Raw genomic sequence first — 23461 nt, forward strand, 5'->3', positions numbered from 1 at the left:
GGTTCAGCCCGCCGCGGCCAGGACGGGTGCCCGTCCGGCGAGCGCGGCCGAGAACTGGTCGACGACCGGGACGAGGGCCTCGGCGGCGGCCGGCGCGAGGGCCAGCGTGCCGTCCTCGCGCACGGTGATGTCCTTGTCGAGGGTGAACCAGCCTTGGACTATGTGCGCGGCGCCCATGGAGTTCAGGACCGGGCGCAGCGCGTAGTCGATGGCCAGGACGTGAGCGACGGAGCCGCCGGTGGCCAGCGGGAGCACGGTCTTGCCGGTGAGGGCGTACTGCGGGAGCAGGTCCAGCAGCGCCTTGAGGACACCGGAGTACGACGCCTTGTAGACCGGGGTGCCTACCACGACCCCGTCGGCGCGGGCGAACAGCTCGGTCGCCTCGACGATCGCCGGGTGCCGGAAGTCCGCGCCCAGCAACGCCTCGGCGGGGATCGTCCGGACGTCGATCGGGATCACCTCATGGCCCTGGGCGGCGAGCCGCCGGTCCAGGTGGCGCAGCAGACGGCCGGTGCGGGAGGAGGCGGAGGGGCTGCCGGAGACGGACAGGACGGTGGCCATGGAACTGCCTCTTTCTGGTGGGCCGGGCGCCCTTGCAACACGGGCGCCGGCGGGAAGGGGACGGTCAGGCGGACTCGGACTCGCTGTCGGCCGACCGGGCCTCCAGCTCCCGGACCAGGGGCAGCACCCGCCTGCCGAAGTACTCGACCTCCTCGTGGTAGTGCAGGAAACCGAGCAGGAAGAGGTCGACGCCGAGCTACTTGTAGGCGACGATGCGCTCCGCGATCTGCTCCGGGGTGCCGAACAGGCCGGTGCGGACGCCGTCGTTGTAGCCGAAATTCACCCGGCATGCGGCGCGGCGCATGCCCGGCTCGGTGAATTCAGGCGGGAAAAGGAAGGAGGAGAGAGGAGGAGAGCGCGGCGGATCGTGGAGTGGTGATCAGGCCGCGGCGCAACAGGAGGCGCTGGAGACGCGCGCGAGGTCGACGTGGCGTCGCCGCGTGAGGTCCAGTCGCATCTTCATGCCGTCGATGGTCGCAGTCGGTGTCGAGGGCCGTCAAGGAAAACCCGACCGTTCTCGTATCGCGGACCATGGGAATTCACGAACGTGTGACAGGGAAACCCTTGAACGGACCCGAATGGCCGCGCATTCTGCGGGGGTGCGGACCGAACAGCTGGAATACATAGCGGCCGTGACCCGGCTCGGCTCGCTGCGCCGGGCGGCCGACGAACTGCGCCTGTCACAGCCCGCGTTGAGCGAGACCGTACGGAACCTGGAGCGGGAGCTGGGCGTCGATCTGCTGGAGCGCAAGCGCACCGGGGCGACGATGAGCGCGGCCGGGCAGGAGCTGCTGCCGCGGATCGTCGATGTGCTGGAGGCGGTGGACCGGCTGCGGGCGGCCGCCGGTGAGCAGCACCGCATCAGCCGTATGGTGCGCGTCGGCACGGTCAACGCGGCGACCGTGCCGCTGCTCATCCCGGTGCTGCGGGACTTCCGGGCAACCCACCCGGTCACCCAGGTCGAGGTGGTCGGCGCGCAGCAGACGGAGATCCAGCGGGGGCTGGCCGAGGGCGGTTTCGACCTGGGCCTGGTGAACCGTCTCGACGGCGACGACGTGCCCGTCGGCTTCGAGGCCGCCGAACTGCTGCGCGGGCGGCCGGTGGTGTGTCTGCGACCGGACAGCCCGCTCGCCGGCCGGGCCGAGGTGTCGGCCGACGACCTGCTCACCGTGCCGCTGGTCGCCATGCGCACGGGCTATGTGATGCACCGCTATGTGCACCGGCTGCTGGCGGGCCGGGCTCCCGCCTTCTCCTACTCGACCGACGGTGCGGAGATGGGCAAGCTGATGGTCGCGGAGGGGCTCGGGGCGACGGTCCTGCCGGACTTCAGTGTGGTCGGGGACCCGCTGGAGCGCGACGGGAGGATCGTCTGCCGGCCGCTGGCCGGGGACGGCACCGAGGTGGTGCTGATGCTCCAGCGCCGGCGGTCCGAGTCGGTGCCGCAGGCCGCGCGGGACCTGCACGAGACGTTCGTACGTCGGGCACGCGACCTGGGCGGGACGGTCCCGCAGCGGCTCTGACCCTGACGTCTCACGTCCGTTGGCCGTACAGATCGTCCCGATCGTGTGGCACGGTCACGGTTCGTCCACTTCGTCCATGGCGTTTCGATACGGTTGGATCCGGATTCCGGCCTGGGCAAGGAGACTTCATGCTCTCGGACTCGATCGTCTTCGGTGCCGGTGGTTTCATCGGCCGCTCCCTGGTGGCGGAGCTGTTGCGGCGAGGCCACCGGGTGGCGGCCGCGGTACGCGGTTCCGGTGACGGGCTGACCGCGTGGCTCGACGAGCAGGGCGTGGACCGTGCCGCTCTGACGGTGCTCCGGGCCGACATCACCACCCCCGGTCTCGGCCTCCCCCAGGAGGGGCTGTCCGGCGTTCGCGACGTCTACAACACCGCCGCGCGCTTCGCCTTCGGCATCGAGGCGGCGGAGGCCCGGGCGGTCAACGTGACGGGCGCCGCGCAGGTGGTCGAGTGGGCGGCGGGGCTTCCCAAGCTGCGCCGGGTGGTCCACATCAGCGGCTATCGCATGGCCGCCGCGGACCGGCGGCCACCGGACTACCGCACACAGGGCGCGTACGAGGCGTCGAAACAGGAGGGTGACGCCGCGGTGCGGACCCGTGCCCGCGAGCTGGGGGTCCCGCTGAGCATCGCCAATCCCAGCACGGTGATCGGGCCGGGCCAGTACATCGGCCTGGCCGGCCTGGTCTCCGATCTGTGGCAGGGCCGGCTGCGGGCGCTGCCCGGCGGTCCCGGCATCTTCCTTCCGGTGGTGACCCTCGACTACTTCGTCCGGTTCCTGGCCGCCCTTCCGGGGCACCCCGAGAGCGAGGGCGGCACCTACTTCGTCCTGGACGACTCGACCCCCGAACTGCCGGCGATGGTGAGCCTGCTGGCGGAGCACATGGGGGTGCGCCCTCCTCGTCGTTCGGTTCCCGTGGGTCTGCTGCGCAGGCTGCCGCGCGCGCTCACCCGGGCGGACCCGGAGACCATGTCGTTCCTGTCGGCCGACCGCTACGACACGACGTCCACCCGCGCCCTGTCCGAGGCGCACGGACTGTCCATGGCACCCGTGGAGGCGGCTCTGCGCCAGTGGGCCGACGACCTGGTCGCCACCCGCTTCGGCCGCTCCGGCCCGTGCCGTCGCCCCTACGGCTTCCACGGCGTGGGGGGCAACCGGACCTGGGTGACGGGAGAACGCCGGCGCCCGGGTTACGTACTGCTGCACGGGCTGCTGCTGAGCGCGGACGCATGGGCCGAGGCGGCGGACCACTTGGACGCCCCCTCGCTCGCGGCCGACCTGCCCGGCCTGGGCAGGTCGGGAGCGAGGGAGCGGGCGCTCGACGACTGGCTCGCCGAGCTGCTGCGCCCCGTGGACACCCGGCCGGTGCTGGTGGCGCATTCGCTCGCCTGCGGCCCGGCCCTGCGCTACGCCGCGGCACGGCCTGACCGTCTCGCGGGCCTCGTGCTCGTCGCGCCGGCCTTCCTCCAGCGGCCGTCCGCCGCGCTGCTGCGGTCGCCGCTGGCCGTACCGCTGCTGCGCGCGACCCCCGTGCACCGCATTGCCCGTTCGCTCGGTCTGCCCGAGGGCTCCGGTCTCGACGGTCTCGCGCTGGACCTGCGACGTGCGGGGACATCGCGCCGGGTGATCGCCGCGCTGCGCGAGGCCCACGGACAGCGCACGGAACTGCGCCGTCTGCTGCGGGAGTTGCGGCTGCCCGTGGAACTCGTCGTCGGGTCGGCGGATCCCCCGGCCGAACCCGTGGACACTCCGGTCACGGTGATCGAAGGTGCGGGGCACTGCCCGCAGCTGACCCATCCGGCGTCCGTCGCCCGGCTGCTGACGTCCTGCCGGGACCGGGCCGGCGCCCGCTAGCGGCGGCCCGCCCGGCCGGCGGACCCCGGCCCTTCGACAGCCGTACCCTCGCCGGGCTCTACCGCGTGAAGGCGAGGACCACGTTGTGTCCGCCGAATCCGAAGGACGTGGACAGGGCCGCGCGGACCGGAGTCCGCCGGGGGCCGCCGGCCACCAGGTCCAGTTCGATCCCGTCCGACGCCTTGTCCAGATTGCGGACCGCCGGGATCAGGCCGTGCACCAGGGTGAGGACGGTGAAGACGGCCTCGACCGCGCCGGAGGCACCGAGGAGGTGCCCGGTGGCGGACTTGCAGGCGGTGACCGCCGGATGCGGGCCCACGGCCTCCCGTACGGCCCTGGCCTCGGTGGCATCGCCCACCGGTGTGCCGGTGGCATGGGCGTTCACATGGTCGACTTCGGCGGCGGTGAGGCCGGCGTCCCGCAACGCCGCCCCGATGGCCCGCATCTGGCCCTCCGCGGCGGGAAGCGTCACGTCGTACGCGTCGGAGGTGACACCGGCTCCCGCCATGGTCGCGTGCACCTGCGCTCCGCGCGCCCTGGCGAAGCCGGCGCGTTCCAGTACGACCATGCCGGCACCCTCGGACATCACGAACCCGTCGCGCTCCCGGTCGAAGGGCCGGGACGCCAGGTCGGGAGCCTCGTTGCGCAGGGACAGAGCACGGATCCGGGCGAACGCGCCGAGCGCCAGGGGGTGCAGACAGGCGTCCGTCCCCCCTGCTACGACCACGTCGGCGCGGCCGGACCTGATCAGCAGCGAGCCGACCGCCAGCGCCTCCGCACCGGACGCGCAGGCGCTGGCCGGGGCATGCGTGCCCGCCCGGGCTCCCAGCAGCAGGGCGACCGCCGCGGCGCTGCCGTTGGGCATCAGCATGGGCACCGTGTGCGGCGAGATGGCACGAGGGCCGCGCTGCTCGAGCCGGTCGTCCTGTTCGAGGATGGTGAGCCCGCCCCCGATACCGGTCCCCACGACCACCGCGAGCCGTTCGGGCTCGACCTCGGGCGCGCCGGCGTCCGTCCACGCTTCCCGGGCCGCCACCACCGCGGCCGCCTGACTGCGGTCGAGCCGCCGTTGCCGGATCCGGTCCAGTCGTGAGGAGGGGTCCTCGCACATGCCTCCGGCGATCCGGACGGGCAGCTGCTCGGCCCAGGGGGCGTCCAGCCGGGACACGCCGGACCGGCCGGAGAGCAGCGCCGCCCAGCTGGACGGGACATCACCGCCGAGCGGGGTGGTCGCCCCGAGGCCGGTCACCAGGACGTCGGCGCCTGCGGGTGTGCGTCGGCCGGCGTCCGGCGGGTTCGCTTCAGTGGTCGCGGGCAGCATGACGGATTCCTTCCGCGCGGTGTTCCTGTCTCTTGCCCTGCCGCGCCGGCGGGGGTTTTCCCGGTGTGTCCGACGAGGCTCGGGGGAGCCCGGCCGACACCAGCGCCATGATGGCGATCAGTAATTCCCCGGTGGTGAGAATGTCTTCAGCCCTTTTCATGCCCATTCCCGGCCCCTTCGGATGCCGACCGATTCCTTTGAGGAATCTACTCGCCGCAAACGATCCGGCGCCTCATTCTTTTTCATGAGATCCGGGCCGGTCCGGCAGACCACACAAAGGACCATTAGAACTATTAACAGCCCACCGCCGGTCCTATTTTATGCAGATAAACCAGCGACGACCTCGTAATGCGCTTGTTGCAGCGACGCTTGGACACACTGCATAGTGAGGTAGTAATGCCGCAGGGGGACGAAACGCACAGGACCTTGCATTCTTTCACCACGCTTGAAAGGGGAAGGTAATTCGTGCCGCAATACAGTGAGAGCCAGTTATTCTCGGCCACCCAGGACGTGCGTGTCCTGCGCTGGCCGGTGGAGGTGCAGGAACTGGAACAGTTACGGCTCCGGGGAACCCTCCGCCTCCTCGTGGTCGAGAACGGAGCGACTCCGCCGGTACCGAGCGACTCACGGGAGGACTGGATCCGGGCGCCCGTCAGCAGAGCCGACTTCGCCGCCCGGGTCGCGGCGCTGCGGGCCAGAGCCGGCACACACCGGATCCCCGTCCTGGACCAGGACGGACTGCTCCGCTACGGCAGCCGGATGGTCCCCGTGTCACCGACCCAGACGAACCTGCTGAAGCCGCTGGTGGAGCGGTACGGCACCCTGGTGGCCCGGCATGAGCTGATCACGCTGCTCCGCGCGCGGCGCGGCACGGCGAGCCAGAACGCCCTGGACCTGCACATCATGAGGATCCGGCGCAAGCTGGTCGCCCTCGGGCTGTGCATCCGGACCGCCAACGGACGTGGATATCTCCTCGAATCGAGCGAGTGACCGCCGCAACGGCCGGTGAAGTGAGACCTGTTGAGCGCCGTCGCGCCCAACAGGTCTCGCGCGGAGCACCGCAGGCTCACTGGAGCACCACCGGAGCGCTCGACCCGGCCCGGCCCGCTGTTCACGCCGACGCGCCGACCCATGGGCCGTACGGAGCGTGGTCACCGACCGGCCGCGGTCCGGGCTCCGGGTCGGGCGACGCCATCAGGCCCGTGCGATAGGCGTGGATGACCGCGTGCACCCGGTTGCGCAGGTTCAGCTTTTCCAGCAGCCGCTGCACATGGGACTTCACGGTGTTCTCGCTCAGCACCAGCACCGCGGAGATCTCCGTGTTGCTCAGCCCCTGGGCCAGCAGCCGAAAGACCTCCCGCTCCCGTCGGGTCAGCAGATCGAATCCCGCCGCGGCCGCCGCCGGGAGGTCATGGAATTCCGCCGACGCGGAGAACCCGCCGTCGCCTTGCACCGGAGGAATCCGCTCGTCGAAGAAGATCCGGTAACCGGCCGCCACCACATGGATCGCGGACAGCAACTGCTCCGGGGTGACACGGTGGAGCACGACTCCTTTGACCCCGGCCCGGAAGGCGCGCCGCACACACAGCCCTCCCTCATGGGCCATGAGCAGGACGCCGGGTCCTCTCGCTCCGCAGCAGGCGGACAGTTCATCGACCAGTTCCGCCGCGTCCGCGGGGCGCGGCAGGGCTCCGGCGAGCAGCAGATGCGGCCGCAGTTCACGGGCCCTTCGCACCGCACTCGCACGGTCGGACACCTCTGCGACCACCTCGATACCGCCGTCCTCGTCGAGGACGGACCGGATTCCGGTGCGGGCGATGGACCGGTCGTCCATCAGCAGGACTCGGATCGGTGAGCTCATCGCCGTCACACCAGGTCGCCCACGCACCCGGGCACGGCGGGTCCGGGGTCTGCGGACCGGCCGTCCCGGGGGCGCCGGGGTACCAGCAGGACCGCCAGTGCCCCGCAGGCGATCAGGACGACACCGGTCCACACCGCCGGAATCATGCCGTCCGTGAAGCGGTCCGCCGAGGTGAGGTCCCCATGTGCGGAGAACACCGAGGCGAGCACCGCGATACCGAGCACCCCGCCGAGTTCGCGCAGCGCGTTGACCGCCCCGGACGCCATGCCGCGGTCTTCGGCGGCGACCGCGCTCATCACCATGTTCGCGGTGGGAGAGAAGTAGAAGGTCATGCCCAGACCGCACAGGACCAGTGCGGGGACGAGCGAGGGATAGGAGACCCCGGGCGAGACACGGGCGGCGATCCACCCCAGTCCGACGGCCTGGAAGGCCAGGCCGAGCGCCACGATGGTCCGGCTGCCGGCACGGTCGGAGACCAGCCCCACCAGGGGCGCCACGAAGATGGGCACCGCGGTCCACGGCAGGATCCGCAGGCCCGCCTCCAGGGGCGTGTAGCCGAGCGGCCCCTGCAGGAACTGGGTCAGCAGGAAGACCGAGCCGAACATGCCGGCGAACATCAGCAGCCCGGCGGAGTTCATCGCGCTGAAGGTGCGGTGGCGGAACAACTTCATCGGGAACATGGGGTGTCGGGCACGCAGCTCCCACAGGACGAAGGCGACCAGCACGACCGCGCCGCCGGTCAGCGACAGCAGGACACGAGGACTGCTCCAGTGGTCCGCGTGGCCGTTGATGATGCCGAGGACGATCCCGAAGAGCCCGGCACTGGCCAGGACCGTGCCCACCAGGTCCAGCCGTGGGCTGGGGCCGTGGCTCTCGGCGAGCTTCCACCGGGAGACCGGCAGCACCACGGCGCCGATCGGCACGTTGATCCAGAAGATCCACTGCCAGCTCAGGTGCTCCACCACCGCTCCGCCCAGCAGCGGGCCCATGGCGATGGCGACGCCCTCCACGGCGCTCATCGCGCCCAGCAGCGCACCGCGCCGCCGCTCGGGTGCCGCGTCCGTGAGGATCGTCAGGTTCAGCGGCATCAGCAGCGCGGCACCCAGACCCTGCACGGCGCGTGCGGCGATCAGGGCGCCGATGCCGGGGGCCGACGCGGCCGCGGCCGAGGCGAGGACGAAGACGCCCAGCCCGACACCGAACATCCGCCGTCGGCCGAACCTGTCCCCGAGGGCCGCGCCGGTCAGCATGAGCACCGAGTAGGTGAGGGTGTAGGCGTTGACGGTCCACTCCAGTTGCTGGATGCTCCCGCCGAGATCCCCGCGGATCGACGGCAGGGCCGTGATGACCACGAGGTTGTCGAGCGACACCATGGCCACGCCCAGGCCACAGCAGAAGAAGGTCCACAGCACGTTCCGTTGCCGAACACTCATGTCCACCTCCGGTATCGGATGGCCTGCGGTGATGTGGCCGCGCGTGCCCGACCGGTCGGTCGCCGGCGGGCGCGCGGCCGGGGGCCGGAGCTTCAGCGCCCGGGGGCTCGGGACGGGCCGCCGTCCGCCGCGGCCGCCGGTGCGGGGCCCGAGCCGGAACCACGGACCAGCCGCAGGAGTTCCGGCAGCAGCGCCCCCAGTTCCACCGGCCGTCGGGCCCGGGTGCGCCACTGCTCCCCGAGCGGCCTGGCCTTCTGGTGCACGTCGAGGCGGACCGCGCGCCGCACCCGCTGTCCGGCCAGCAGCCGTACCACCATGTGGGAGCTGATCACCCCGAACGCCATGGCCGTGTAGGCGACTTGGGGAAAGCTGTAGTCGGTCCGGGCGTGATTGGCCCGGATCTCGGCCAGCATGTCGGTCGGCACGTGCCGCAACGGCACTGCCCGGCGCAGCAGTTCCCACATCTCGAGGCGGTCCGCGTCGTAGGGGCCGATGGCGCCCGCGAACGGTGCGCGGACGCGGCGGTAGTCGTAGCAGCGGACGTACTGGGTGCCCGCCATGTCCCAGCCGGTGATCAGGGGCAGCCGGCGCCGGACGGCGTGGCGGTGCAGCAGGAGTTTGGCCTGCCATCCCTCGGGCGTCGTGACGTCCACCCCGTCGATGATCACCTGGCAGGAGGCCGTCAGCTTCTCGACGGTCTGCCGGGTGACCCCCTCGGTGAAGACCTCGACCGAGGCGTGCGGGTTGATGGCCCGCACCCGGTCCCCGGCCAGCGCGGCCTTGTTCCTGTCGAGGTCGGCCATGGTCGCCGACTGCCGGTTGAGATTGTTCAGTTCGTACGTTCCGGGGTCGGCGAGGACGAATTTCTGCAGGCCGAGTCGGGTCAGCGGTTCGACGGCGGCGCCCCCGATCGACCCGCAGCCGGCCACCAGGACGGTGGCCGCGCTCAGGGCCCGCTGCTCTGCTTCGGCCACCACGCCGACGTTGCGTGCGGTCAGTTCGGCGTAGAACCCGGCTTTTGCCGTGCGCCCTTCCCTCGTCCCGGACATCGGCTCCGTGTCGCCGTTCGTCACCTGTGAGCCCCTCCCTGTGCGGGACCGGGACGGTGGCCCGATCGCCTGCTGCGTGCGGCCAGAGTGGTGATCAGGGCCTGCCAGGAGGCCAGGTCGCTCGTCCCGTCGAGGTAGGAGCGGACCACGTCGCGGAACCAGGGGATGTCGGCGGGTACCGGGGCGGCGAACGGCTTGGCCACGACCGTCTGCCGGTAGATCGGCGCCATGGGATCCGAATCGGACAGGCGGGGCGAGGTGCCCTCGACCACGTGCAGATCGAAGCCGACGAGTCGCAGATGGCGCAGTGCGACGTGCTCCTTGGCGTCGCCCAGCACGATGCTCACACCGTCGCCCAGTCCGAGCACCGCCTCCCCGATGCCGAGCATGAGGTGCCAGGGGACGCGGGCGTACTGGTCGTCCCGGGGCATGGTCTGGTCACGCAGGAAGCGCTTGAACTCGAAGGCCTGGTGGGTCCCCAGGCCGGGGCGTGCGTACCTCCCGAGCAGGTCGATGCCGTGCGCCGCTTCCGTGGGGAACGGGATACGGCACGCGGAGTCCAGGGGCAGGCTCTCCCCGTCGGCCGAGCAGGCCAGCCCCACGTATCCACGGATCTTCCCGGAACGTGTGCACAGCGTCACGGTGTGGATGTTCTCCACGGCGCCCGGGTGCGGCAGCGGTTCGTGGAAGGCGGCGGTCCGGTGGACCGCGTCGGCGGAGATCCAGTTCAGCAGGAGGTACTGGGCGAGCCGGAACCCGAGCATCCCCTTGAGGTAGCGGGAGGGGAACTGGCTGTCGCGGCCCGTGACGGTGACCAGTGCGCCGTGCGGGTCCTCGACGACGGAGAGCGGGTCGCCCCTGAGCTCCATCGGCAACCGCCGGTAGCTGAGCCGCTCGTGGAGCCGGATGAGGTCCCGTGCATAGCGCCGGGCCCGGGGGTCCCGGGTACCGGCGTGCTCCCGGGCCGGGGAGCGGCGGCGGGCGGCGCCGGCGGACTGGCCGGCCGTGCTCACCACTCGTCCATCTCGGCGTAGAGGCTCTCGGTGATGGCGAGGGCCAGGACTTCGGGGGTGCCCTCGTAGATCCGGGTGCCGAGCGCGTCCCGCATCATCTTCTCCACGCCGTACGAGCGCAGATAGCCGCGCGCGCCGAGCAGGGAGAGGGTCGTCTCGGCCACGTCGATCGCGGTGCGGTCCGCGAACAGCTTGGCCGCGGCCGGTTCGTAGACCGGCGGCGGCAACTCGTTGTCGACCTTGTCCGCCGCACGCAGGTACAGCATGCGGGCGGCGTCGACCCTGGCCGCCATCCCGGCGAGCTTGGCGGCCGTGAACTGCTGGTCCTTGAGGTACCGCCCGCCCTGCACCCGCTCGCCGCACCAGATGATCGCCTGTTCCAGGGCGCTGCGCGCCACGCCCGTGGAGATGCCGGCCACCGCGGCGCGCGCCATGTTGCTCTGCGCCATGTTGATGGCCATGCCCTCGCCCTCTCCCCCGATCATGTACTCGGCGGGCACCCGGACGTCGTGGAATTCCAGTTCGCTGCCCAGACAGGCGCGGTATCCCATCTTGTCCGCCACGGGTCCGCGGACCACGCCGGGCAGGTCGAGGGGGACGATGAAGGAGGTGAGCCCGGTCGCCCCGGGGCTGCCCTCCATGTTGGCGAACACGGAGGCGAACGCGGCGACCTTCGCGTTGGTGATGAACCGCTTGCGGCCCGTGAGCAGGTAGTGGTCGCCCTCCCGGCGTGCGGTCGTGACGTTGCGGGCGTGCCCGGCCTGGGAGGGGATGATCAGGTCGCAGCCCGCGTCCTCCTCGGTGACCGCGTTGCAGGCGAGGACCGGTTCGTCGCCCGAGAACATGGGCAGGAAGCGGGCCTGCAGACGCGGGTCGCCGGACAGCAGGATCGGCGCCTGGCCCAGCAGGGTGGCCCCGAAGACCAGTGCCGTGCCCGGGCAGACCGCGGCCACCTCCTCCAGCGCGGTGGCCACCCCCAGCATGCCTACGCCCATGCCGCCGTATTCCTTCGGGACGGCCGCGCGGGTGAGACCGATCCGGTGGCCGTGGCCGACGAGTTCCCAGTCGAAGTGCGCTGCCGGTTCCTGATCGAGGTCCTGGACGCGGGGCTTGACGACGTTCCGGGCGAACTTCTTCGCGGCGTCCCTGAACTCCTCGACCCGGTGCGGCAGTTCGTCGAAGTTCAGCGCCGTCTCGGACGCGGGTTCGGACAGAGCGGTGTTCACGTGGGATGTCACTCCTTACGCGTGGGATTCGGTGCCGGGACGGATGTCCTGCGGCGGTTCAGCCGTGGATGCCGGAGGCGGCCGCGATGTCCGGGTACCGGTCGAAAGCGGGCCGCAGCATCGGCACCAGTTCCAGCACCTTGGCGACCTTGCCGCGGATCCTGAGCCGGCCCGTGGCGATGGCGACGGGCACCATGAGCCGCCCCATCCACAGCGCGTGGGCCGTGTCGCAGGACATCCTGAGAGTGATCGCCGCGATGCCCGGCGCCTGCTCGCCGATGAGGACACCCTGCGGTGCCACGAAGATCTCGCAGTCGGGCTTCGTGTGGACGAGCCGGACGGACAGTCCGTCCTCCCTGGCCCGCACCACGAAATCCTCGTCCTCGAGCAATACGGTAAACAAACTGCCGAAGACTTTTGCAGCCATTTCACCGGATGGAAAAACAGGCATCTTTCCCCCCTTCGGTCGGTTTTCCCGCACGAGAGTTCCTACGACTGAACGATAAGGACCGCCATCCCCGAATTCCAGCGCGTCAACATAAGACCGAAGGGAAGCGGAAAGGACAGGGAAAGGAGGCGCAAGAATCGGCCGACGGGAAACAGCGGCCGGAAAGGGAATTCCCGGCTGTCGCGGTCAGGACGGCCGGGGCGGTCTGATCCAGCCCAGGGACCGTTCGACGGCCCGTAGCCAGTTGTCGTACTCCGAGTCCCGGTGGGCGGGGTCCATCGCGGGCAGCCAGCGGGCGGCCGGGTGCCAGTTGCGGCGCAGGACCTCCAGGTCCGGCCAGTAACCGGCGGCGAGCCCGGCGGCGTAGCCGGCGCCCAGGGAGACCGTCTCGGAGACCATCGGCCGTACCACGGGCACGTCGAGCACATCGGCGACGAACTGCATCAGAAGATTGTCCGCCGTCATGCCGCCGTCCACCTTCAGCTCCATCAGCGCCACCGAGGAGTCGGCGTTCATGGCGTCGACGACCTCACGTGTCTGCCAGCCCGTGGCCTCCAGGACCGCCCGGGCCAGGTGTCCGCTGGTGATGTACGAGGTCAGGCCGACGATGACGCCGCGTGCGTCGCTGCGCCAGCGGGGTGCGAACAGGCCGGAGAAGGCGGGCACGATGTAGCAGCCGCCGTTGTCCTCGACGGTCCGTGCGAGCGTCTCGATCTCCGGCGCGCTGTTGATCAGCCCCAGCCGGTCGCGGAACCACTGGACCAGTGCGCCGGTGACGGCGATCGACCCCTCCAGGGCGTAGACCGGGTCCCGGTCGCCGATCTTGTAGGCGACCGTGGTGAGCAGTCCGTGCCGGGACCGTACGACGTCGGTGCCGGTGTTGAGCAGCAGAAAGCTGCCCGTTCCGTAGGTGCACTTGGCCTCGCCCGGGGAGAAGCAGGTCTGGCCGAACAGGGCTGCCTGCTGGTCGCCGAGGGCGGCGGTGATGGGTACGCCGGGGAGCACCGCGCGGGCCTCGCCGTAGGTCTCCGCATTGGACCTGATCTCGGGGAGCATCGGACGGGGGACGCCGAAGAACGCCAGGAGTTCCTCGTCCCAGGCGAGCGTGTGGATGTTCATCAGCATGGTGCGGCTGGCGTTGGTGGCGTCGGTCATGTGCAGACCGCCGTCCGCGCCGCCGGTGAGGTTCCAGATCAGCCAGCTCTCCATCGTGCCGAACAGCACCTCGCCGTCCCGCGCGCGCTGTTCCAGGCCTTTGACGTGGTCGAAGAGCCACCGGATCCGCAGGGCCGAGAAGTAGGTGGAGGGCGGCAGACCGCAACGGTCGAGGAAGAACTCCTCTCCGGGTTGCCGTCTGAGCTCCTCGACCAGGGGCGCCGTGCGGATGTCCTGCCAGACGAGCGCCCGGCCCAGCGGGGTGCCGGTACGCGGGTCCCAGAGCACCGTCGTCTCCCGCTGGTTGGCCAGGCCGATGGCGGCGACCTGTCCCGCGTCGACGGCCGCACCGGCTCCGGACAGGGCCTCGGTCACGACGCGCCGCAGGTTCTGCCAGATCTCGACGGCGTCGTGTTCGACCCAGCCGGGCCTGGGGAAGTGCTGCTGGTGCTCCCGCTGTGCGACGGACACCAGCCGCCCGCCCCGGTCGAACAGGATGCATCGCGTGGAATTGGTGCCCTGATCGATGGACATCACATACCGTTCCACCATGATCGGGTCCGCCTTCCGATGGGTCGCGAAGTGAGCGCGGGGGCCGGGGGCCGGGGGTCGGGGCATTTACCAACGGGCGGCGCCCAGGTCTCGGGAGATCGCCCGTGCGGCCTCGCGGATCAGGGTGATCAGGGTGGGCCGGGGCCGGCCCTGGCTGTCGCAGACCCGCTCGACCGGCCCGGACAGCCCGATGGCACCGACGACGAGGCCGCCATGTCCTCGGATCGGCACCGCGAGGCCGGCCTCGCCCATGCTCATCTCCTGCACCTCGGTGGCCCAGCCCTGTTCCCGCACCTCGGCGAGCGCCCGGGTGAGCTGCTCGCGGGTGACCAGGGTGTGCCGGGTGTACTCGTCGAGGCCCGCTTCCAGCGCGGGCTCCAGCGGCGCGGTCCCGTAGGCGAGCAGCACCTTGCCCAGAGAGGAGGCGTGCAGGGGCAGCAGCGAACCCACGTCCAGGGTCTGGAGGGAGTCGTCCGGCCGGAACACGTGGTGGACGACCAGCACCATGCCTTCCAGGGGGGTGCCCAGGCGCACCGCCTCCCCGCTGCGGGCGGCCAGGGCGTCGGCCCAGTTGATGGACCGGGACCGCAGTTCGTTGACGTCGAGATAGCTCGTGCCGAGATGCAGCAAGGCGGCTCCGAGCTGGTACTTCCCGGTGGTCGCGTCCTGCTCCACGAAATCCACGTGCTGGAGCGTGCGCAGAATGCCGTGGGCCGTTCCCTTGGCCAGCCCGAGGGAGGCCGCCACCTCTCCGAGCCCGAGTCGGCGAGGCCCACCGGCGAGCAGGCGCAGAATCGCGGCCGCCCGTTCGATCGACTGGACCGGACCGGCCATGAAGCGAGCTTATTACCGCCAGGGACGGTTCGCCGTGCGAGGTGAACGGTGGGGCACATGGAGCGGGACAGCGGCGTTCGGTAATGCCGACCTACGTTCATTGACCGACCCGATACGGCTCCTTAGCGTGCTATGTGGTCCGGCAATGCGCCGCGGCACATGATGCGGGGCCGATAACGCTCACCCCTGGAGACACGAGATGACGGTAGAGCTCAACACCCTGGTGCGGGAGGCATACGAACACGTCTTCCCGATGCCACCCGTTGCCGGTGCCGTCTCGGACGTGCGTCGACGGGCGGGCGCGGCCCTGGCCGCCTGGAAGGTGTCCCCGGAGATCGTCGAGGACGCTCTGCTGGTGATATCGGAACTGCTCACGAACGCGATCGTGCATGCCCTGCCCCCGGCGGTGCTGCGGCTTTCGTGGATCCGGGACGCCGGTTTCGGCACCCTGCACATCGAGGTCACCGACGCGGGTCCCGCACGTACCGCGGGACAGCCGCCCGAGGGTATCGACCCCGACGAGCACGGCCGGGGCGAGGAGATCGTCCACGCGCTGGCGACTCGGCACGGCATACGCGTCCGCCCCGGCGGCTTCACCCGGTGGGCCGACCTCGTCGCGGTGTGAGTCGCGATGCGAAACGGCGGGCCGCTGGACGGCCGGCCGATGCGCGCCGTGAAGCGGGCAAGCTACTGGACTGCGGGCTGATGAGGCGACGGGAACGCGACGCCGTTCCGCTCGGCTGACCGCCTGCCACCGTCCGGGCCGCCCGCGGCCGACCGGGAGCGCGACACCACGGGGACGGAATCCCGGTCGGCACGGCTCCCCGATTCCCGCGGCGCCGATTCGATCCCGACCGACTCGGACCCGAACGACTCGATCCCAACCGACTCGGACCCGAACGACTCGGACCTGACCGGCTCAGACTCGAACGACTCGGACCCGACCGGCTCAGACGCGACCGACTCGGACCCGACCGACCCGGACCCGACCGACCCGGACCCGACCGGCTCAGACGCGACCGACTCGGACCTGACCGGCTCGGACTCGACGGATTCCGACTCGACCGGCTGGGTCCCGACCGTTTCGTCCGTGGCCTGCATACGGAGCAGCAGCAGCGCCGCGTCGTCGTGCAGCCGGCCTCCGACATGCGCCAGCAGTTCGTCGTGGACGGCGGCGAGGATGTGTTCCGGCTCGTCGGACACATGGCGTGCCACGCCCTCGGCCAGCGGGTAGAACTCGCGGGCACGGTCGCGGGCCTCGGTGACGCCGTCGGTGTAGAGCAGCAGCTGATCGCCGTCGGAGAACGGCAGGATCTCCAGGCAGGGGGGCTCGCCGACAAGGGCGCGCAAGCCCAGGGGCGGAGCCGGACGGGTGGGTTCGACCGCGGCGACGTCTCCCGAGACGGATATCAGCAGAGGAGCCGCGTGTCCGCAGTTGACCACTTCCAGCTCCCCCGCACGCGAGTGTCCGACGACCACCGCGGTGACGAAGTCGTCGGGCCCTAGGTTGCGGGCCAGGCTCCGCTCGATCCTGCCGACGACGGCGAGGAGGTCGGGCTCGTCGTAGGCGGCCTCACGGAAGACACCGAGGACGAGTGCGGTGGTCCCCACCGCCGTCAGTCCCTTGCCGCGCACATCGCCGACGATCAGCCGCACCCCGTGCGGGGTGGGCACCAGGGCGTAGAAGTCACCGCCGATCCGGGCCTCCGCCGCCGCCGCGCTGTAGCGGACCGCCACCCGGAACGGGCCCACGGTCTGCGGGATGGGCTTGAGAACCGCGTGCTGGGCGGCTTCGGCGACCGAGCGGACGGCGGCGAGCACGCGTTCCCGGCGGCAGCGCAGTGCGCTGGCCAGGGCACTCGCCAGCGTGACGGCCAGCAGGGCCGAGAGGACGACCGCCAGCTGGCGCCCCGGCACCCCGTGCCTGGTACCCAGCGTCGCGCCCAGCACCGCGGCCAGGAAGCCGACGGACAGGACACCCCGGGCGCCGTTGGTGCTGGCGGCGAGGGCCGGCCCGGCCGCCAGCAAGGGCAGCCAGAACATCCCCGAGCCGCCCAGGGCGTCCACGATCACGACGCCGGAGACGATCAGAACGGGCACCACGGGAACTCCGGCGGCCAGCTGGGCGGCCGCGCGCCGGGGAGCCGACGCTCCCGGGCCTGCCGCTCGCTTCGTGAACGGCCACAACGGCCAGTGGTTGCCACCATGGTCTCGGGCCTGGCTCATATTACTGTCCGCAATCCTCGCCTGTACGGGGAGTACTCCCGACTTGTCCGTTTCATCCAGGAAACGGGGTCCGGTCAGTACGCCACAAGGAGAGGATTTTCAGATAGTGAGCGAGAGGCCTCTGGTGACGCGGTCGGCGGTGGGGATCAGCCGGTCCCGGATCTCCTGGAGCCGGGAGAGCCGTTCCACCGGGAGGGAGACACCCAGCGAGCCGAGGACGTCACCGCGGTAGATGGGCACGGCGACGCACACGGTGCCGAGCGAGTACTCCTCGAGGTCCGTGACCGCCGGGGCCAGCGGTGAGGAGTCGAGCCTGCGGAGCAGCTCCTGGAGGTTGGTGATGGTCCGTGGCGTCAGGTCGGCGAGATGATGCCGGGAGAGGTAGTCGCGGCGGGCGTCCTCGTCCAGTTCGCGCAGCACGGACTTGCCGAGCGCGGTGGCGTGTCCCGCGTCCTCGAATCCCACCCAGAGGTCGACCCGGGGCGTACGGGGGCCGTCGACGATCTCGGCGACGCTGATCTCGCCCCCCTCGTAGAAGGTGAGATAGGTGGCGGTGGCCAGCTCGTCGCGCAGTGCGACGAGGGTGGGCCGGACCCGGCTGAGCAGCGCCTGTGCCTGGCCCGCGGTGTGCAGCGTCTGCAGCTTGTCGCCGAGGACGAAGCCGCCGTCGTCCAGTTTCCGCAGGTAGCCGTCGTGGACCAGCGTCCGCAGCAGGTGGTAGGCGGTCGCCAGGGGCAGCCCGGTCTCACGTGCGAGCAGCTTCGCCGGCGCGCCGTTCTCGTGCGCGCTCACCGCCTCCAGCAGACGGAAGGCACGCTGCACGGACATGATGAGCGTGGGGCTCTCGTGAACGCTCATGCCACCAGCGTGCGCCGGACATCCGGTACGGGCAAGACGCACGGCTCGTGCGCCTCCCCGGAAGCCCGGAAGGCGCAGCCGCGGCCCCCGGACAAAGCCTCCTCACCGCCTCGCCCTGCCGCCCCCTTCACCTCGTGGTCACAGTGCTGATTTTCTCCGGTCGCCTCATTTCCACCGGTCCGCCATTCCGTTCCACCGGTCCGCCATTCCTTTCCACCGGTCCGACGCCCCGACCGACGATGGACAGGGCAGACCGGCCGTCCCGGTCCACGGAATCGGCCCGCCTGCGCGTCCGGCATAAGTAGGGTGATGCGCATGAAGGCACTTTTGTTGTCTGGTGGCTCCGGTACCCGTTTGCGCCCCATAACCCATACCTCGGCGAAGCAACTTGTACCGGTCGCGAACAAACCGGTGCTGTTCTACGGTCTGGAGGCGATCGCCGAGGCGGGCGTCACCGAGGTCGGGATCGTCGTCGGGGACACCGCAGAGGAGATCCAGGAGGCGGTCGGCGACGGTTCCGCGTTCGGTCTCGACGTCACCTACATTCCGCAGGCGGCTCCCCTGGGGCTGGCCCATGCGGTGCTGATCGCCCGGGAGTTCCTGGGCGACGACGACTTCGTGATGTACCTCGGCGACAACTTCATCGTCGGCGGCATCACCGCTCTGGTGGACGCCTTCCGCGCCGAACGGCCGGACGCCCGGATCCTGTTGACGAAGGTGCCGAACCCGACCGCGTTCGGCGTGGCCGAGCTGGACCCGGCGGGCCGGGTGATCGGCCTGGAGGAGAAGCCCGCCCGTCCCAAGAGCGAACAGGCGCTGGTGGGCGTGTACTTGTTCACCCCGGCGGTCCACGAGGCGGTCCGCGCGATCGAGCCGTCCGGGCGTGGTGAGCTGGAGATCACGGACGCCATCCAGTGGCTGATCGACGCCGGACGCGATGTGCGGTCCACGACGATCTCCGGGTACTGGAAGGACACCGGGAACGTCACCGACATGCTGGAGGTCAACCGCTCGGTGCTGGAGTCCCTGGAGCGCCGGATCGACGGCACGGTGGACGACGACAGCGAGATCATCGGCCGGGTGCGGATCGAGCCCGGGGCGAAGGTGACCGGCAGCCGGATCGTCGGTCCGGTGGTCGTCGGCGCCGACACCGTGATCACCGACTCGTACGTCGGCCCGTTCACGTCGATCGCCGGTGAGTGCCGTATCGAGGACAGCGAGATCGAGTACTCGATCATGTTGCGCGACTCCTCGATGAGCGGTGTCCGGCGGGTGGAGGCCTCCCTCATCGGCCGCAATGTCGAGGTCACTCCCGCGCCCCGCAAGCCCGCCGCCCACCGGTTCGTCCTCGGCGACCACAGCAAGGTGCAGATCGCGTCATGAGGAAATGTGCGGCGCACTGATCGTGGGGCACGACACGGACAGCACGAATGACGAGAAGAAAGGTTTCACACGGTGAACTTCAAGGTGCAGCCGACCGCTCAGGTCGACGGGACGGCCACGATCGGTGACGGTACGACGGTCTGGGACCTGGCCCAGATCCGGGAGGACGCCCGGCTCGGCAGCGCCTGCATCGTGGGCCGGGGAGCCTATGTCGGCCCGGGGGTGCGGATCGGCGACAACGTCAAGCTCCAGAACTACGCGCTGGTCTACGAACCCGCGGTGCTCGGTGACGGGGTGTTCGTCGGCCCGGCGGCGGTGCTCACCAACGACTACTTCCCGCGCTCGGTGGATCCGCAGGGCAGGCTCAAGCGCGGCGGCGACTGGGAGGCCGTGGCCGTGGTGGTCGCCGAGGGCGCCTCGCTGGGCGCCCGTTCGGTGTGTGTGGCACCGGTGCGCGTCGGGCGCTGGGCGCTGGTCGCCGCGGGTGCCGTGGTGACCCGGGACGTGCCGGACTTCGCGCTCGTGGCCGGTGTGCCGGCACGCCGGATCGGCTGGGTGGGGCGGGCCGGCGTACGCCTGGCCGAGCGGGAGGGCGAGCCGGGCGCGTGGGAGTGCCCCGAGACGGGCGCGCTGTACGACGAGAAGGAAGGGGAACTCACCGAACGCGCATGACAGCTGTTTTCAGCTGTTTCCCTCAAAACGCAATTCCTCGAACATCTGCAGGCATAACATGTGCGCGAACTGTGCAGACCAAGCACAATGAGCACACAAGCCATGAGTGCCCAGGGGGGGTTACGGGTGGTGGGGACACCTATGCCTGCAGCCAGGAGCGACACCCGCTCCGACGGCTGACTTCTGCCTTGATCTGTTCCGCCCGGCCGTCGGCGCCGAGGCGCTCTCAAGTCTGCGCACGAAAAGGACCCACAGGGGGGTTGGTGTGCCCAAACGATGACCACCACACGTCTGACGGCGCTCGGTCATGAGGACCCGCCGCTGTTCGCGCTGGCCCAACGGCTCCTCGCGGTGGCCGAGTCGGGGCTGCCCTCGATGCTGCTGCCGGGCGGTGAGGCCTTCGCCTTCACCATGGCCGGGCACCAGGAACCCGACGGCTCCTGGACCCTGGAGCGTCGCGGGATCAGCACCCGCTACGCGGCCATCACCGTGCTGGGCGCCCAGTACCTGCCCGAGGACCGCCAGCGCGCGGTGCTCGGCGGGCACACGGCCCAGGAGTTCGCGGGACTCCTGGTCGAGTCGCTGCCCGCGGTGACCAACCTCGGGGACGCGGCGCTCATCGCCTGGGCCGCCGCCGAGACCGAACACCCCAAACTCTCCGACGCCCTCGGCCGGGTCGAGGCGCTGGACGTGCCGGGCCGGCCTCAGTACACGGTCGAGGCCGCCTGGGTGCTGTCCGCCCTTGCCGCGGCCCGTTCCACGGTCGATGTGGAGAGACGTTTCACCGCAGCTCGTGACCGTCTGCTGCGGGCCCGGATCGGCGACAGCCCGCTGTTCCCGCACGCCACCGGCCCCGGCCTGGTGTCCTGGTACCGGGCGCATGTCAGCTGCTTCGCCGACCAGACGTACCCGCTCCAGGCGCTGGCCCGCGCCCACGCGAGTGGCGACGGGGAGGGCGATCCGGAGGCGCTGGCCGCGGCGGAGGCGTGTGCGGCGCGCATCTGCGAACTCCAGGGCGACGGCGGGCAGTGGTGGTGGCACTACGACGCGCGCACCGGCGGTGTCGTGGAGGGCTACCCCGTCTACAGCGTCCACCAGCACGCGATGGCGCCGACCGCCCTGTTCGACCTCGCCGACGCCGGCGGCAGCGACTTCGGCGCGGCGATCCGCCGGGGCCTGCGCTGGATGACGGACGTACCCGAACTGGCGGGCTCGGAGCACCGCGAACCGATGGTCCTCGACGAACTCGGCGCCACCTGGCGCAAGGTCTACCGGGGCGACCCGAAGAAGGCCGTACGCGCCGCCCGGGGTCTGTCCACCCGGGTCGCGCCGGGCCTGCGGCTGACGGCCCTGGACCGGGTGTACCGCCCGCTGTCCGTGGACCGCGAATGCCGGCCGTACGAGTTCGGCTGGATGCTCTACGCCTGGCAGGGGGGCCGGATATGAGCGGAAGACAGACGCTGTTCGGGGTCGAGCTGGACCCGCTGACCATGGACGAGACCGTGGCGCGCTGCCTGGCGGCGGTACGGGACGGCAGCCCGCTGGAGATCGGCGTGGTCAACGCCGCGAAGCTGGTGAACATGCGGCGGGACGACCGGCTCGCCAAGGCCGTGTCCGGCTGTGATCTGGTCCTCGCCGACGGGCAGGCCGTGGTCTGGGCGGGCCGCGTGCTGCGCGCCCCGCTGCCGGAACGGGTCGCCGGGATCGACCTGTTCCTGCGGCTGCTGGCCGAGGCGGAGATCTCCGGCATCCCGGTGTACTTCCTCGGCGCCAAGGAGGAGGTGCTGGAGCGGATGCTGCTGCGGGTGGCCGACCGCTTCCCCGGTCTGAAGGTGGCCGGCAGCCGGAACGGCTACTTCGACGACTCCGAGCAGGCGGAGATCGCCGACGGCATCGCCCGGAGCGGCGCACAGATGCTGTTCCTCGGCATGACCTCGCCGAAGAAGGAGATCTTCACCGCCGCCTACGGCACCCGCACCGGCGCCTCGGTCGTGCACGGCGTCGGCGGCTCCTTCGACATCCTGGCCGGTGTCACCAAGCGCGCCCCCGAATCCTGGCAGCGGCTGGGTCTGGAGTGGCTCTACCGCGCGCTGCAGGAGCCGCGCCGCCTGGGCCGCCGTTACCTCACCACCAACGCCTCCTTTCTCCTCATGACGGCACGCGAGTTCGTCCGGCCCACCCCGTCGGCCGCCGCTTCCGCTGCGTCCACCGCTTCCACGAACAGGAGCCGCTGATGCGTGTCGTCGTGGTCGGACAGGGATATGTCGGCCTGCCGCTGGCGATCCGCGCCGCCGAGGTCGGGCACGAGGTGATCGGCTACGACGTCGACGCCCGGCGGATCAAGAGCCTCGCCGCCGGTGAGTCCTTCGTCGAGGACGTCTCCTCCGAGCGGATCCGGGCGGCGCTGGACAACGGCTCGTACCGCCCGACCGAATCGGCCCGGGACTGCGGCGGTTTCGACGTGGCCGTGGTGACCGTCCCCACCCCGCTGCACGAGGGCACCCCCGACCTCCGCTACATCAGGGAGTCCGCGGTCACCCTCGCCCGCTATCTGCGCCCCGGAGCCACGGTCGTCCTGGAGTCGACGACCTATCCCGGCACCACCCAGGAGCTGTTCGCCCCGATCCTGGAGGAGGGCTCGGGACTCACCGCGGGCTCGGACTTCCACCTCGGCTACAGCCCGGAGCGGATCGACCCGGGCAACACGGTGTGGGGTTTCAAGGAGACCCCGAAGGTCGTCTCCGGTGTCAACGAGGCCTCCCTGAAGGCCGTTCAGATCTTCTACGCCCAACTCGTCGACACCACCGTGCCGGTGAGCTCGCCCAAGGAGGCCGAACTCGCCAAGCTGCTGGAGAACACCTTCCGGCATGTGAACATCGCACTGGTCAACGAGATCGCGATGTTCGCCCACCACCTGGACATCGACGTCTGGCAGGCCATCGACGCCGCCTCCTCCAAGCCCTTCGGCTTCATGAAGTTCACGCCCGGACCGGGCGTGGGCGGACACTGCCTGCCGATCGACCCCTCGTACCTGTCCTGGCGGGTGCAGCGCGAACTCGGCCAGAGCTTCCGGTTCGTGGAGCTGGCCAACGACATCAACAGCCACATGCCCGAGTACGTGACACGCCGGATCAGCGACCTGTTCAACGAGCGGCGCCGCTCCGTGAACGGTTCGCGGATCCTGCTGCTCGGTCTGGCGTACAAGAAGAACACCGGCGACGCCCGTGAGTCGCCCGCCCTGCGCATCTCCCAACTGCTGCTCGACATGGGCGCCCAGGTCCGGGCGGCGGACCCGCACGTCGTCGAGAGCCTGCCGGTGGACACCCGGCTGGTGCGGGTGGAACCGACAGAGCGGGAGCTGGCGGACGCCGACGTGGTGGTCCTGCTCACCGACCACGACGGCTTCGACTACGAACTCGTCGCCGAACACGCTCCCTTCGTCCTGGACTGCCGCCGCCGGCTGCCGTCCGGACCCACCATCGAGGTGCTCTGAACC

Annotated in this window: 21 protein-coding genes and 2 pseudogenes; 9 read left to right on the plus strand and 14 right to left on the minus strand. The window is 70.7% G+C overall.

Features of this window, described 5'->3' with window-relative positions; all coding sequences use genetic code 11:
- Positions 1-3: 3 nt before the first annotated feature.
- From ssuE to ACIRR9_RS41280, 3 genes and pseudogenes are all read right to left on the minus strand, one after another.
- Entirely contained in the window at positions 4-561 is a 558-nt protein-coding gene (ssuE, locus tag ACIRR9_RS41270; RefSeq protein ID WP_403763365.1) for an NADPH-dependent FMN reductase, read from the minus strand.
- Between the two features lie 64 nt (positions 562-625).
- A pseudogene (locus ACIRR9_RS41275) lies at positions 626-832 on the minus strand (dimethyl sulfone monooxygenase SfnG); the annotation flags it as partial.
- Between the two features lie 108 nt (positions 833-940).
- Positions 941-1024: a putative leader peptide gene (locus ACIRR9_RS41280; protein WP_350760414.1), complete on the minus strand. Its 84-nt coding sequence runs from the start codon at positions 1022-1024 to the stop codon at positions 941-943.
- A gap of 136 nt (positions 1025-1160) precedes the next feature.
- Between ACIRR9_RS41280 and ACIRR9_RS41285 the strand changes: the two genes are divergently transcribed.
- Positions 1161-2081 (plus strand): LysR family transcriptional regulator, encoded by a 921-nt coding sequence (locus tag ACIRR9_RS41285; RefSeq protein WP_403763368.1) that lies wholly within the window; start codon positions 1161-1163, stop codon positions 2079-2081.
- A 128-nt stretch (positions 2082-2209) separates the two neighbouring features.
- The gene (locus ACIRR9_RS41290; protein WP_403763371.1) at positions 2210-3934 is read left to right on the plus strand and encodes an alpha/beta fold hydrolase; all 1725 of its coding nucleotides are present in this window, start codon (positions 2210-2212) and stop codon (positions 3932-3934) included.
- Between the two features lie 58 nt (positions 3935-3992).
- Here ACIRR9_RS41290 and ACIRR9_RS41295 read toward each other — a convergent pair whose 3' ends face one another.
- On the minus strand, positions 3993-5255 hold the full coding sequence (locus ACIRR9_RS41295) for a beta-ketoacyl-[acyl-carrier-protein] synthase family protein (RefSeq protein ID WP_403763374.1): 1263 nt from the start codon (positions 5253-5255) through the stop codon (positions 3993-3995).
- Between the two features lie 465 nt (positions 5256-5720).
- On the opposite strand from ACIRR9_RS41295, the gene ACIRR9_RS41300 reads away from it, so the two are divergent.
- Complete coding sequence (locus tag ACIRR9_RS41300; protein ID WP_365347521.1) at positions 5721-6245, plus strand: winged helix-turn-helix domain-containing protein; 525 nt, start codon at positions 5721-5723, stop codon at positions 6243-6245.
- A 121-nt stretch (positions 6246-6366) separates the two neighbouring features.
- On the opposite strand, the gene ACIRR9_RS41305 is transcribed toward ACIRR9_RS41300, so the two are convergent.
- The 8 genes from ACIRR9_RS41305 to ACIRR9_RS41340 form a co-directional block, all read right to left on the minus strand.
- Positions 6367-7116: a LuxR C-terminal-related transcriptional regulator gene (locus ACIRR9_RS41305; protein WP_403763377.1), complete on the minus strand. Its 750-nt coding sequence runs from the start codon at positions 7114-7116 to the stop codon at positions 6367-6369.
- A gap of 5 nt (positions 7117-7121) precedes the next feature.
- Complete coding sequence (locus ACIRR9_RS41310; RefSeq protein ID WP_403763380.1) at positions 7122-8549, minus strand: MFS transporter; 1428 nt, start codon at positions 8547-8549, stop codon at positions 7122-7124.
- A 92-nt stretch (positions 8550-8641) separates the two neighbouring features.
- Positions 8642-9622 (minus strand): HesA/MoeB/ThiF family protein, encoded by a 981-nt coding sequence (locus ACIRR9_RS41315; protein ID WP_403763382.1) that lies wholly within the window; start codon positions 9620-9622, stop codon positions 8642-8644.
- Positions 9619-10611, minus strand: a complete 993-nt coding sequence (locus ACIRR9_RS41320) for a hypothetical protein (RefSeq protein WP_403763385.1) — start codon at positions 10609-10611, stop codon at positions 9619-9621. The genes ACIRR9_RS41315 and ACIRR9_RS41320 overlap by 4 nt, the downstream gene beginning before the upstream one ends.
- The gene (locus ACIRR9_RS41325) at positions 10608-11837 is read right to left on the minus strand and encodes an acyl-CoA dehydrogenase family protein (protein WP_403763387.1); all 1230 of its coding nucleotides are present in this window, start codon (positions 11835-11837) and stop codon (positions 10608-10610) included. Before ACIRR9_RS41325 ends, ACIRR9_RS41320 begins: the two co-directional genes overlap by 4 nt.
- Positions 11838-11895: 58 nt before the next feature.
- On the minus strand, positions 11896-12228 hold the full coding sequence (locus ACIRR9_RS41330) for a hypothetical protein (protein WP_403763390.1): 333 nt from the start codon (positions 12226-12228) through the stop codon (positions 11896-11898).
- Positions 12229-12471: 243 nt separating this feature from the next.
- Entirely contained in the window at positions 12472-13992 is a 1521-nt protein-coding gene (gene glpK, locus ACIRR9_RS41335; RefSeq protein ID WP_403763393.1) for a glycerol kinase GlpK, read from the minus strand.
- A gap of 66 nt (positions 13993-14058) precedes the next feature.
- The gene (locus ACIRR9_RS41340) at positions 14059-14826 is read right to left on the minus strand and encodes an IclR family transcriptional regulator (RefSeq protein ID WP_365347536.1); all 768 of its coding nucleotides are present in this window, start codon (positions 14824-14826) and stop codon (positions 14059-14061) included.
- A gap of 199 nt (positions 14827-15025) precedes the next feature.
- Between ACIRR9_RS41340 and ACIRR9_RS41345 the strand changes: the two genes are divergently transcribed.
- Complete coding sequence (locus ACIRR9_RS41345) at positions 15026-15451, plus strand: ATP-binding protein (RefSeq protein ID WP_365347538.1); 426 nt, start codon at positions 15026-15028, stop codon at positions 15449-15451.
- A 452-nt stretch (positions 15452-15903) separates the two neighbouring features.
- On the opposite strand, the pseudogene ACIRR9_RS41350 reads toward ACIRR9_RS41345, so the two are convergent.
- Both ACIRR9_RS41350 and ACIRR9_RS41355 read right to left on the minus strand, forming a co-directional pair.
- Positions 15904-17052, minus strand: a pseudogene (locus ACIRR9_RS41350) (PP2C family protein-serine/threonine phosphatase); the annotation flags it as partial.
- A gap of 99 nt (positions 17053-17151) precedes the next feature.
- Positions 17152-17910 (minus strand): IclR family transcriptional regulator, encoded by a 759-nt coding sequence (locus tag ACIRR9_RS41355; RefSeq protein WP_384557657.1) that lies wholly within the window; start codon positions 17908-17910, stop codon positions 17152-17154.
- 315 nt (positions 17911-18225) lie between these two features.
- On the opposite strand from ACIRR9_RS41355, the gene ACIRR9_RS41360 reads away from it, so the two are divergent.
- The 5 genes from ACIRR9_RS41360 (at position 18226) to ACIRR9_RS41380 (ending at position 23458) form a co-directional block, all read left to right on the plus strand.
- On the plus strand, positions 18226-19293 hold the full coding sequence (locus tag ACIRR9_RS41360) for a glucose-1-phosphate thymidylyltransferase (protein WP_403763399.1): 1068 nt from the start codon (positions 18226-18228) through the stop codon (positions 19291-19293).
- 72 nt (positions 19294-19365) lie between these two features.
- Positions 19366-19965: an acyltransferase gene (locus ACIRR9_RS41365; protein ID WP_403763402.1), complete on the plus strand. Its 600-nt coding sequence runs from the start codon at positions 19366-19368 to the stop codon at positions 19963-19965.
- A gap of 276 nt (positions 19966-20241) precedes the next feature.
- Positions 20242-21411, plus strand: a complete 1170-nt coding sequence (locus ACIRR9_RS41370; RefSeq protein ID WP_403763405.1) for a hypothetical protein — start codon at positions 20242-20244, stop codon at positions 21409-21411.
- Positions 21408-22199 (plus strand): WecB/TagA/CpsF family glycosyltransferase, encoded by a 792-nt coding sequence (locus tag ACIRR9_RS41375; RefSeq protein ID WP_403763408.1) that lies wholly within the window; start codon positions 21408-21410, stop codon positions 22197-22199. The genes ACIRR9_RS41370 and ACIRR9_RS41375 overlap by 4 nt, the downstream gene beginning before the upstream one ends.
- Positions 22199-23458, plus strand: a complete 1260-nt coding sequence (locus ACIRR9_RS41380; protein WP_403763411.1) for a nucleotide sugar dehydrogenase — start codon at positions 22199-22201, stop codon at positions 23456-23458. Before ACIRR9_RS41375 ends, ACIRR9_RS41380 begins: the two co-directional genes overlap by 1 nt.
- The last annotated feature ends 3 nt before the right edge of the window (positions 23459-23461 follow it).

It is taken from the genome of Streptomyces sp. NPDC101234 (genome assembly GCF_044767525.1).
Lineage (GTDB): Bacteria > Actinomycetota > Actinomycetes > Streptomycetales > Streptomycetaceae > Streptomyces > Streptomyces sasae.

Excerpts from the sequence above, each read along its gene's own strand:
- ssuE (WP_403763365.1), bottom strand. The coding sequence starts at position 561 with ATGGCCACCGTCCTGTCCGTCTCCGGCAGCCCCTCCGCCTCCTCCCGC.
- ACIRR9_RS41280 (WP_350760414.1), bottom strand. The coding sequence starts at position 1,024 with ATGAAGATGCGACTGGACCTCACGCGGCGACGCCACGTCGACCTCGCG.
- ACIRR9_RS41290 (WP_403763371.1), top strand. The coding sequence starts at position 2,210 with ATGCTCTCGGACTCGATCGTCTTCGGTGCCGGTGGTTTCATCGGCCGC.
- ACIRR9_RS41295 (WP_403763374.1), bottom strand. The coding sequence starts at position 5,255 with ATGCTGCCCGCGACCACTGAAGCGAACCCGCCGGACGCCGGCCGACGC.
- ACIRR9_RS41305 (WP_403763377.1), bottom strand. The coding sequence starts at position 7,116 with ATGAGCTCACCGATCCGAGTCCTGCTGATGGACGACCGGTCCATCGCC.
- ACIRR9_RS41310 (WP_403763380.1), bottom strand. The coding sequence starts at position 8,549 with ATGAGTGTTCGGCAACGGAACGTGCTGTGGACCTTCTTCTGCTGTGGC.
- glpK (WP_403763393.1), bottom strand. The coding sequence starts at position 13,992 with ATGGTGGAACGGTATGTGATGTCCATCGATCAGGGCACCAATTCCACG.
- ACIRR9_RS41340 (WP_365347536.1), bottom strand. The coding sequence starts at position 14,826 with ATGGCCGGTCCGGTCCAGTCGATCGAACGGGCGGCCGCGATTCTGCGC.
- ACIRR9_RS41345 (WP_365347538.1), top strand. The coding sequence starts at position 15,026 with ATGACGGTAGAGCTCAACACCCTGGTGCGGGAGGCATACGAACACGTC.
- ACIRR9_RS41355 (WP_384557657.1), bottom strand. The coding sequence starts at position 17,910 with ATGAGCGTTCACGAGAGCCCCACGCTCATCATGTCCGTGCAGCGTGCC.
- ACIRR9_RS41360 (WP_403763399.1), top strand. The coding sequence starts at position 18,226 with ATGAAGGCACTTTTGTTGTCTGGTGGCTCCGGTACCCGTTTGCGCCCC.
- ACIRR9_RS41370 (WP_403763405.1), top strand. The coding sequence starts at position 20,242 with ATGACCACCACACGTCTGACGGCGCTCGGTCATGAGGACCCGCCGCTG.
- ACIRR9_RS41375 (WP_403763408.1), top strand. The coding sequence starts at position 21,408 with ATGAGCGGAAGACAGACGCTGTTCGGGGTCGAGCTGGACCCGCTGACC.
- ACIRR9_RS41380 (WP_403763411.1), top strand. The coding sequence starts at position 22,199 with ATGCGTGTCGTCGTGGTCGGACAGGGATATGTCGGCCTGCCGCTGGCG.